This is a genomic window from Xanthobacter autotrophicus (assembly GCF_029991245.1).
Taxonomy (GTDB): Bacteria; Pseudomonadota; Alphaproteobacteria; order Rhizobiales; family Xanthobacteraceae; genus Xanthobacter; species Xanthobacter autotrophicus_C.
Window position 1 is genome coordinate 1 of sequence record NZ_JAIVFO010000169.1, and the last position, 8,975, is coordinate 8,975.

The following is an 8,975-nucleotide window of genomic DNA, read 5'->3' on the forward strand; positions in this document are numbered from 1 at the left end:
GCCCCGGCCCCCCGGCCGGTGACGCCCGGCGCGGTCCAGCGCGGCCCCGCGCCAACCTTGCCCGCTACGGCCTTGCCCCCCGGTACCCAGCCGGCTCCCGGCGCGACGCCAACGCCCGCTCCCAACTCGGATGCGGGCGGCGACGTGGTGGTGGTGCAGCCGCCGACGCAGAAGATCGCCAACGCCTATGCGGTCTATGCCGGCCTCGACAAGATCACCGGCCGCATCACCTCGTTCGATGTGGCCATCGGCGAGACGGCGCAGTTCGGCGCGCTCCAGGTGACGCCGCGGGTGTGCTACACCCGGCCGGCCACCGAGACGCAGAACACCACCTCCTTCACCGAGGTGAACGAGGTGACGCTGGCAGGGCAGGCCAAGCGCATCTTCACCGGGTGGATGTTCGCCGCCAGCCCCGGCCTCCACGCGGTGGAACACCCCATCTACGACGTGTGGCTGATCGGCTGCAAAGCCTCCGCCCCGGTCACCGCGCGGGGCCAGCAGTAGAAGTCCGCCTCGCCCTGAAGGGCGTGATCGAGCAGGCGGTGGTAGTGCCGCCGCGACACCTCGATGGCGCCGAAGGTCTTCAGGTGGCTGGTGACGAACTGGGTGTCCAGCAGCCGGAAGCCGCCGGCGATCAGCCGTCCCACCAGATGCACCAGGGCCACCTTGGAGGCGTCGGTCTCGCGGTGGAACATGCTCTCACCGAAGAAGGCCCCCCCGAGCCGCACCCCGTAGAGCCCGCCCACCAGCTTGCCGTCGCGCCAGGCCTCCACCGTGTGGCAGCGCCCGCGCAGGAACAATTCGCCGTAGAGCTTGCGGATGCGCTCGTTGATCCAGGTCTTCTCGCGGCCCTCCTGCGGCTCCGAGCAGCCGTCGATGACGGCGTCGAAATCGTGGTCGATGCGCACCTCGAACTTGTCGGAGCGCACGGTGCGGGCGAGGCGGGAGGAGATGTGGAAGCCGTCCAGCGGGATGATGCCGCGCTGCTCCGGCTCGATCCAGTAGAGGCCGGGGTCCTCGGCGCTCTCCGCCATGGGAAAGATGCCGCAGGCATAGGCCTTCAGCAGCACATCGGGGGTGATCTCGACGATCTGGTCGCTCAGCCGGCTCATGGGACGCAATGATAGCAGGAATTGGCGCGGCCGTGTGGCAGCCGCCTCACCCCCGCTTCAGGAAGTCGCCGATCCGCGCCACCGCTTCCGCCATGTCGGGGGCTGCGCCCGCGTAGGAGATGCGCAGGAACTGGTGGCCGTGGAACGGGTCGAAATCCACCCCCGGCGTCGTCGCCACATGCACCGCGTCCAGCATGCGGCGGGCGAAGGCGGCGCTGTCGTCGGTGAAGTCGGACACGTCCGCGTAGAGATAGAAGGCGCCGTCCGCCGGCAGGAAGCGCTTCAGCCCCGCCTGGGGCAGTCCTTGCGTGAGGATGCGGCGGTTCTCCACATAGGTCGCCTTGACGAGGTCCATCTCGGCGCGGCCCTCGAAGGCGGCGTCGGCGGCGATCTGGGACAGGGTCGGCACGGAGATGGAGAGGTTCTGCTGCAGCCGCTCCATGGTGCGCGACACGCCGGGGGGCACCACCATCCAGCCCACGCGCCAGCCGGTCATGCAGAAATATTTGGAGAAGGAATTGATGACGGTGACGTCGTCGCCGATTTCCACCGCGCTCACCGCCGGGAAGGCGTAGTCGAGCCCGTGGTAGATCTCGTCGGAGATGAAGGCGAGGTTGAGGTCGCGGGCGCAGGCGTAAAGCGCGGTCAGGGCGGCGCGGTCCATCATGGTGCCGGTGGGGTTGGCGGGGCTTGCCACCAGCACGCCCTTGAGCGGCGCCTTGCGATGGGCCTCCAGCAGCCGCTCGGGGGTGAGGGCGTGGCGGTCTTCCGCGCGGGTCTCGATCAGCACCGGCTCGCAGCCGAGCGCATGGAGCACATGCCGATAGGGCGGATAGCCCGGCGCGGCGATGGCCACCCGGTCGCCGGGCTCGAACAGGGCCAGGAAGGCGAGCACGAAGCCGCCGGACGAGCCGTGGGTCACCACAATGCGCTCGGGGTCCACCGCCACGCCATGGGCCTCGCCATAGTGGCGGGCGATGCGGGCGCGCAGGGCCGGAATGCCGAGGGCGGCGGTATAGCCCACCTGTCCGGCCTCCAGCGCCGCTGCCGCCGCGCGCCGCGCTACGGCGGGGGCGGGGGCGGCCGGCTGGCCCACTTCCAGGTGGATCACATGCCCGCCCCCGGCCTCGATGCGGGCGGCATGCTCCATCACGTCCATGACGATGAACGGCTCCACCGCGCTGCGGCGCGAGAGGGCAATGGGGCGGGGAAGGGGCGCTGTGGCCATGCTGCGATTTCCAGCTTGTTTCGTGCACGGGCGGGCCTCGACGGAGCGGAACGCCCGCGCTGCCGTGCTGCCGCCTTATTCTGACTGTCCCTGAGACGGGTTCGCCTCAACGTGAAGACCGGTGCCTTGACCATGGGTCCGGCGGGCACCAGGGTCCGGCCGTCTCGTAGCCTGCGCCGCCGCTGGCGCCAAGGGTATGATGGGTTGGTGTGAGTTGGGGCGATGGGTGGGGGCGTGAATCTGGCCGGCCGAGGTCGGCGCCGCCCGGACCCGGGATGATGCGCCGCCACCATCATGGATCGGCGCGGACCAGAGTGATCAAGGAAACGGATCGAAGCCGAGCGATAATGCCCATGCCTTCTTCATCGCCGTCTCTTCTGTCGTTCGCCTGCGCATCCGGCCGGGCCCTTGCCCGCGGCCTGTGCCTTGCGGCCGCCATGGCGCTGCCGGTCGTGGCGGTGGCGCAGGAACAGACCCGCAAGGGGCCCAGCACCATCCGCGACACCGAGATCGAGGCGCTGCTGAAGGACTATACCCGCCCCATCCTCAAGTCGGCGGGCCTCGGCCAGCAGAATGTGGAGGTGGTGCTGATCTCGGAACGCTCGTTCAACGCCTTCGTGGCCGACGGCAAGCGCATCTTCGTCAACACCGGCGCGCTGGTGGATTCGATCACGCCCAACCAGATCATCGGCGTGCTGGCCCATGAGACCGGCCATATCGCCGGCGGCCATCTTGCACGCATGCGCGAGCAGTTGGCGGGCGCCCAGACCATGGCCATCGTCGCCATGCTGATGGCGGCGGGCGGCATGGCGGCGGGTGCCGCGGGCGGCATGAACGGGCGCGACCTCGGCAATGTGGGCGGCGCGGCCATGTCGGCGCCGCAGGAACTGATCCGCCGCTCTCTCCTGAATTACCAGCGGGGCGAGGAGGCGGCAGCCGACCGGTCTGCGGTGAAGTATCTGGATGCCACCCACCAGTCGGCCAAGGGCATGCTGGAGACCTTCCAGCGCTTCCAGAACGACCAGCTCTTCATCAGCCAGCGGGTGGATCCCTATTCCCTGAGCCATCCCATGGCGCGCGAGCGCATCGCCGCGCTGGAGCAGCTTGCCAAGGCCAGCCCCTATTACGAGACCAAGGACCCGCCCGCGCTCCAGGCCCGTCACGACATGATGCGGGCCAAGCTCATCGGCTTCATGGAGCGGCCGGAGACGGTGGCGCGGCGCTATCCGGCCTCCGACACCTCCATGGCCGCGCACTATGCGCGGGCGATCTCGGCCTACCGCTTCGGCAATGTGAATGGCGCCGTTGCCCAGATCGACGCGCTCATCGCCCGCGATCCGGCCAACCCCTATTTCTACGAGCTGAAGGGCCAGGCCCTGCTGGAGGCGGGTCGGGCTGCCGAATCGGTTCCCCCGCTGCGCAAGGCGGTGGCCATGACAGGCGGCGCCCCGCTCATCCGCTCCATGCTCGGGCAGGCTCTGGTGCAGGCGGGCAATCCCTCCTACACCCAGGAGGCGATTCGCGAGCTGGTGCAGGCCACCCAGCGCGATCCCAATTCCGCCACGGCCTGGCGGTCCCTCTCCCTGGCCTATGGCCGCTCCGGCGACCTCGCCAACGCCGACCTTGCCGCGGCCCAGAGCAGTTTCGCCGAGGGCGAGTTCAAGCTTGGGCGTGAGCTTGCCGCCCGCGCCCGCCAACGCTTTCCGCAAGGCACGCCGGGCTGGTTGCAGGCCGACGACCTGGTGAACTTCAAACCGCCCAAAAGCGCCGCCAACCAGCGGTGACACCCTTTCACCCCATGGAGATCCGAATGCCCCCCCATATGGGCTCGCCCACCACCAGCCTTCGGCGCCTTGCCCCCCGGCTCTTCACGCTGGCGCTGGCCGCCGTCTCGGCTGTCGTCCTGGTCGCGCGCCCGGCGGCTGCGTTCAGCAATGACGAAAAGAAGGAGCTTGGCGGCATCATCCGCGAGTATCTGATCCAGAATCCGGAGGTGCTGCAGGAGGCCATCTCGGTCCTCGAATCCCGCCAGATGGTCCAGGACGCCAGCCAGCGCAGCAAGGCCGTGGGCGAGGTGCGCCAGCTGCTCGTGAACAGCCCGCGCGGCATTGTGGCGGGCAATCCCAAGGGTGACGTCACCCTGGTGGAGTTCTTCGACTACAATTGCGGCTACTGCAAAAAGGCGCTCTCCGATCTTCAGGACCTCATCAAGCAGGACCCCAACCTGCGCGTGGTGCTGAAGGAATTCCCGGTGCTGGGCCAGGGCTCCGTCGAGGCCGCCCAGGTGGCGGTGGCGGTGCGCATGGTGGCGCCCGAGAAGTACATGGCTTTCCATCAGGCCCTGCTGAACGCACGCGGCCAGGCCGATCGGGCCAAGGCGCTGGCGGTGGCGAAGGAGGTGGGCATCGACCCCGCCCTGATCCAGAAGCAGGCCACCTCGCCCGAGCTGAACGCCACCCTCGACGAGAGCATGAAGATGGCCGAGGCGCTGGCGCTGAACGGCACGCCATCCTACGTCATCGGCGACCAGGTGGTGATCGGCGCGGTGGGCTTCGACAAGCTGAAGGCCGCCATCGCCGAGGCGCGCAAGCAGCCTCCGGCCGCGAAATAGGCTCAGGACCCGAGCGCCGGGGCCGTCGGCTCCGGCATTCCCCTTGGGAATGAGAGGGCGCGCATTCACAGCCGCGTGCCTCCACCGCGCGGCCTGCTCTTTCCTTGCGGGCCGCGCACCCCTATAAGGCAGCGACCCGGCCAAATGGAGCCGGCGGCAGATCAGTCACGGATGTCCGATACCGTCCACGTCCTGAACGGGCCGAACCTGAACCTCCTCGGCACCCGCGAGCCCGGCATCTACGGCGCGGCGACGCTTGCCGACGTGGAGGCGCTTTGCCGTGCCGAAGGCGCAGCGCTCGGCTTTGAAATCCACTTCCGCCAGACCAATTCGGAAGGCGCGCTGGTGGATTTCATCCAGGAGGCGCGCGGCGCACGCGGCATCGTGCTGAACGCGGCGGCCTATACCCACACGTCCGTGGCGTTGCGTGACGCCGTGGCGGCCGTGGGGGTGCCCACCATCGAGGTGCACCTGTCGAACGTGTTCGCGCGGGAAGCGTTCCGCCACCACTCCTTTCTGTCGCCGGTGGTGCGCGGCGTGATCTGCGGTTTCGGGCCGCAGAGTTATGTGCTGGGGCTTCGCGCCCTCGCCAGCCTGCCGCCTGCCCCGTGACGCATCATTCACATGCGCCCCCGTAACATGCGCCCAAATCACTCGCGTACTCGTGCGGCCCGATCCGGCCTGCAGATCCGGCCGGCAAGAGCAGGAACAAGATGAAGCCCAATCACCCCCCCATCGACACCGCCATCGTCAAGGAGATCGCCGATCTCCTCTCGGGCAGCGACCTGACCGAGATCGAGGTGGAGCACGAGGGCCTGCGCATCCGCGTGGTGCGCGCGCCCGCGCCCGTCACCTACGCCCAGGCTCCCTACGGGGCGCCCCTGGCGGCTCCGCTCGCCGCCGGACCTGCAGCCCCCGCCGCCGAGGCGGCACCGGCCGACCTGTCCAAGCACCCGGGCGTGGTCCCTTCGCCCATGGTGGGCACCGCCTATCTGTCCCCCGAGCCCGGCGCGGCCGCCTTCATCGAGGTGGGCGCGAGCGTGAAGGAAGGCCAGACGGTGCTGATCGTCGAGGCCATGAAGACCATGAACGCCATCCCGGCCCCGCGCTCGGGCACGGTGACGCGCATCCTGGTGGGCAATGCCCAGCCGGTGGAATACGGCGAGCCGCTGCTCATCATCGAATGAGCTGGCTCTCCAAAGCGTTTTCAAGCGAAGTGGGAACCGGTTCGCGTGACGAAAACGCGGTAACGCAGAAACGTGGAGCCTTCGCGTGGTTCGGCGAAGTGCGAAGCGGCTCCAGAGGCAGGCACCGCTGATGTTCAGAAAAATCCTCATCGCCAACCGGGGCGAGATCGCGCTGCGCATTCTGCGCGCCTGCAAGGAGCTGGGCATTGCGACGGTCGCGGTCCACTCCACCGCCGATGCCGACGCCATGCATGTGCGCCTCGCCGACGAGAGCGTGTGCATCGGCCCGCCGCCGGCCCGCGAAAGCTACCTCAACATTCCCTCCCTGCTCGCGGCCTGCGAGATCACGGGGGCGGATGCGGTGCATCCCGGCTACGGCTTTCTGGCCGAGAACGCCCGGTTCGCCGAGATCCTCGCCGATCACAACATCTATTTCATCGGCCCCAAGGCGGAGCATATCCGCATCATGGGCGACAAGATCGAGGCCAAGAAGACCGCGCAGTCCCTCGGCATTCCGGTGGTGCCGGGCTCCGATGGCGGCATCCATTCGGACGAGGAGGCCCACCGCGTCGCGCTGGAGATCGGCTTCCCGGTGCTGGTGAAGGCCGCCGCCGGCGGCGGCGGGCGCGGCATGAAGGTGGCGATGACCAGGGAGGACCTTTCCGAGGCCCTCTCCACCGCCCGCAACGAGGCCAAGGCCGCCTTCGGCGACGACGCGGTCTATCTGGAGAAGTACCTCTCCACCCCGCGCCACATCGAGGTGCAGGTGCTGGGCGACGGCAAGGGCCATGCCATCCATCTGGGCGAGCGCGACTGCTCGCTCCAGCGCCGCCACCAGAAGGTGTGGGAGGAGGCGCCGTCCCCGGTGATCACTGCCGCCCAGCGCGCGCAGATCGGCGAGACCTGTGCCAAGGCCATGCGTGACCTCGCCTATCTCGGCGTGGGGACCATCGAGTTCCTGTACGAGAACGGGGAGTTCTATTTCATCGAGATGAACACCCGGATCCAGGTGGAGCACCCGGTGACCGAGATGGTCACCGGCATCGACCTGATCAACGAGCAGATCCGGGTGGCCGCCGGCGAGCCCCTGACCCTCACCCAGAAGGACGTGGTGATCGAGGGCCACGCCATCGAATGCCGGGTGAATGCGGAGCATCCCACCACCTTCCGGCCCTCGCCGGGCAGGATCACCCACTATCACGTGCCCGGCGGTCTCGGCATCCGCGTGGATTCCAACGCCTATCAGGGCTACGTGATCCCGCCCACCTATGACAGCCTGGTGGGCAAGCTGATCGTGCACGGCAAGACCCGGGACGAGTGCCTGCGCCGGCTGCGCCGGGCGCTGGACGAGTTCGTGGTGGACGGCATCGACACCACGCTGCCGCTGTTCCGCACCCTGGTGCGCACCCGCGACATCGCCGAGGGCAAGTACGACATCCACTGGCTGGAGCACTTCCTTGCCGAGGGCGAAGGCAAGAAGGCCGGCTGAGGCCGCGCATCCGGGAACGACACCAGGTCAAATAAGGCGCCTCCGGGCGCCTTATTTTTTGCGTCCCGCGCCGGCCTTTCCGGTCGCAAGGCTGCGCTTCAGGGCGTCCATGATATCGATGACATTGCCCGGCGGGGCCCCGGCCGGCGGCGCCTCCGGCTTGCGGGCGGGGCGCTTGCGGGTCTTGGTGCGGACCTTGGCGGCGATGAGGTCGAGCAGGCCCTGCTGGACCGGGTCTTCCACCATGTCGGGCGACCAGTCCCGGGTGCGCTCGGCAATCAACGTCTTCACCAGCGCAAGCGCCGCCTTGTCCGGCCGGCCATCGGCCTGCGGCGCGCCGTCGAACGCGCGGACCTCGTCACCGTAGCGCAGGGTCCAGAGGACAAGGCCGCGTCCGCGCGGCTCGATCATCACCGCGCGCTCGCGCCGGTAGAGCACCAGGCGGGCGAGCGCGGCGGTGCCGCTCTGCGCCATGGCGGAGCGGATGACGCCGAAGGCTTCGGCCCCCACCGCGTCGTCCGGGACGAGATAGTGGGGCTTGTCGAGATAGGCCCAGCCGATGCCGTCGCGCGGCACGAAGCGCTCGATGTCGATGGTGCGGGCGCTCTCCAGGGCGATCTGGTCGAGGTCCTCGTCTTCGATGAGGAGATAGGTGTCGTCGCCGGTCTGGTAGCCGCGGGCTTCGTCGGCCTCATCCACCGGCTTGCCGGTGGCCTCGTCCACATAGTGCGCCACCACGCGGTTGCCGGTCTCCCGGTTGAGGGTATGGAAGCGCACTTTCTCCCGCTCCGTCGTGGCCGGGGTCATGGCCACGCGGCAGGTGACGAGGGAGAGCTTCAGCCAGCCCTTCCAGAACGCGCGCTGCGCCATGGCTGTGACCTGGCGCCTCAGCTGCGGGAGACGTGGGCTGGCTTGCCCTTGCGCCTGGTGGAGGCAAGCTCCGACAGCTCCCCCTCGGTCATGGTCTTCACCATTTCCCGCGAGGCGCCCTTCAGCTCACTCGTCTTGCGTTCGCCGCGCTTGGCCGCAAGGGCTGCGCCCGCCGCCATCTGCTGGGCCTTGGATTTCGCCGGCATCCGTGTCTCCTCGCGCCAGTTGCATCGGTCTGTGACCGATGCCGGAAGGGGTGGCTCAAGACCTTCAAGCCTGAGCGCCGATCATTCACTGGCCATCACGAAGAGCGGTGCGGCCCTTCAGCACCTGAAGCTCTGCCTGAGCCCACAGCTCGCGGTCGCGGCCCTGCGGAAAGCCTTCCTCCTGCCAGAGGGCGCGGGCGCGGCGGCTGATCTGCTCGCGCTCGGTGGCGGTCAGGCCCTGTGTGGTGGAGTCGGGGGCAAGGGGAGAGGGC

Annotated in this window: 11 protein-coding genes; 6 read left to right on the forward strand and 5 right to left on the reverse strand. The window is 68.7% G+C overall.

The window, feature by feature from the left end; translation table 11 throughout:
• The coding region (locus tag K9U41_RS20090; RefSeq protein WP_282642629.1) for a DUF2155 domain-containing protein at positions 1-504 on the forward strand (504 nt) is incomplete at its 5' end.
• Here the strand turns inward: K9U41_RS20090 and aat are convergent.
• Both aat and K9U41_RS20100 read right to left on the reverse strand, forming a co-directional pair.
• On the reverse strand, positions 441-1,112 hold the full coding sequence (gene aat, locus K9U41_RS20095; protein WP_282642630.1) for a leucyl/phenylalanyl-tRNA--protein transferase: 672 nt from the start codon (positions 1,110-1,112) through the stop codon (positions 441-443). The two genes, K9U41_RS20090 and aat, sit on opposite strands and share 64 nt — an antisense overlap.
• A 46-nt stretch (positions 1,113-1,158) precedes the next feature.
• A complete protein-coding gene (locus tag K9U41_RS20100; RefSeq protein ID WP_282642631.1) occupies positions 1,159-2,340 on the reverse strand; it encodes a pyridoxal phosphate-dependent aminotransferase in 1,182 nt (393 codons plus the stop codon).
• A gap of 347 nt (positions 2,341-2,687) precedes the next feature.
• Between K9U41_RS20100 and K9U41_RS20105 the strand changes: the two genes are divergently transcribed.
• The 5 genes from K9U41_RS20105 (at position 2,688) to accC (ending at position 7,627) form a co-directional block, all read left to right on the forward strand.
• The gene (locus tag K9U41_RS20105) at positions 2,688-4,124 is read left to right on the forward strand and encodes a M48 family metalloprotease (protein WP_282642632.1); all 1,437 of its coding nucleotides are present in this window, start codon (positions 2,688-2,690) and stop codon (positions 4,122-4,124) included.
• 26 nt (positions 4,125-4,150) lie between these two features.
• Positions 4,151-4,951, forward strand: coding sequence for a DsbA family protein (locus K9U41_RS20110; protein ID WP_282642633.1), 801 nt, complete (start codon positions 4,151-4,153; stop codon positions 4,949-4,951).
• A gap of 171 nt (positions 4,952-5,122) precedes the next feature.
• Positions 5,123-5,563 carry a type II 3-dehydroquinate dehydratase gene (gene aroQ, locus K9U41_RS20115; RefSeq protein WP_282642634.1) on the forward strand — a complete coding sequence of 147 codons (441 nt, stop codon included), beginning with the start codon at positions 5,123-5,125 and terminating at the stop codon, positions 5,561-5,563.
• A gap of 101 nt (positions 5,564-5,664) precedes the next feature.
• Complete coding sequence (gene accB, locus K9U41_RS20120; protein WP_282642635.1) at positions 5,665-6,138, forward strand: acetyl-CoA carboxylase biotin carboxyl carrier protein; 474 nt, start codon at positions 5,665-5,667, stop codon at positions 6,136-6,138.
• A gap of 130 nt (positions 6,139-6,268) precedes the next feature.
• On the forward strand, positions 6,269-7,627 hold the full coding sequence (accC, locus tag K9U41_RS20125) for an acetyl-CoA carboxylase biotin carboxylase subunit (protein WP_282642636.1): 1,359 nt from the start codon (positions 6,269-6,271) through the stop codon (positions 7,625-7,627).
• Positions 7,628-7,678: 51 nt separating this feature from the next.
• Here accC and K9U41_RS20130 read toward each other — a convergent pair whose 3' ends face one another.
• The 3 genes from K9U41_RS20130 to K9U41_RS20140 form a co-directional block, all read right to left on the reverse strand.
• The gene (locus K9U41_RS20130) at positions 7,679-8,497 is read right to left on the reverse strand and encodes a Ku protein (RefSeq protein WP_282642637.1); all 819 of its coding nucleotides are present in this window, start codon (positions 8,495-8,497) and stop codon (positions 7,679-7,681) included.
• 17 nt (positions 8,498-8,514) lie between these two features.
• Positions 8,515-8,703 (reverse strand): DUF3008 family protein, encoded by a 189-nt coding sequence (locus tag K9U41_RS20135; RefSeq protein WP_282642638.1) that lies wholly within the window; start codon positions 8,701-8,703, stop codon positions 8,515-8,517.
• Positions 8,704-8,788: 85 nt separating this feature from the next.
• A partial coding sequence (locus K9U41_RS20140; protein WP_282642639.1) for a DUF2934 domain-containing protein occupies positions 8,789-8,975 on the reverse strand: 187 nt, incomplete at its 5' end.

What these genes read in the sequence shown, in the direction of transcription:
- K9U41_RS20105 (WP_282642632.1), top strand. Translation starts at nt 2,688, where the DNA reads ATGCCCATGCCTTCTTCATCGCCGTCTCTTCTGTCGTTCGCCTGCGCA.
- aat (WP_282642630.1), bottom strand. Translation starts at nt 1,112, where the DNA reads ATGAGCCGGCTGAGCGACCAGATCGTCGAGATCACCCCCGATGTGCTG.
- K9U41_RS20100 (WP_282642631.1), bottom strand. Translation starts at nt 2,340, where the DNA reads ATGGCCACAGCGCCCCTTCCCCGCCCCATTGCCCTCTCGCGCCGCAGC.
- K9U41_RS20110 (WP_282642633.1), top strand. Translation starts at nt 4,151, where the DNA reads ATGCCCCCCCATATGGGCTCGCCCACCACCAGCCTTCGGCGCCTTGCC.
- accC (WP_282642636.1), top strand. Translation starts at nt 6,269, where the DNA reads ATGTTCAGAAAAATCCTCATCGCCAACCGGGGCGAGATCGCGCTGCGC.
- aroQ (WP_282642634.1), top strand. Translation starts at nt 5,123, where the DNA reads ATGTCCGATACCGTCCACGTCCTGAACGGGCCGAACCTGAACCTCCTC.
- K9U41_RS20135 (WP_282642638.1), bottom strand. Translation starts at nt 8,703, where the DNA reads ATGCCGGCGAAATCCAAGGCCCAGCAGATGGCGGCGGGCGCAGCCCTT.
- K9U41_RS20130 (WP_282642637.1), bottom strand. Translation starts at nt 8,497, where the DNA reads ATGGCGCAGCGCGCGTTCTGGAAGGGCTGGCTGAAGCTCTCCCTCGTC.
- accB (WP_282642635.1), top strand. Translation starts at nt 5,665, where the DNA reads ATGAAGCCCAATCACCCCCCCATCGACACCGCCATCGTCAAGGAGATC.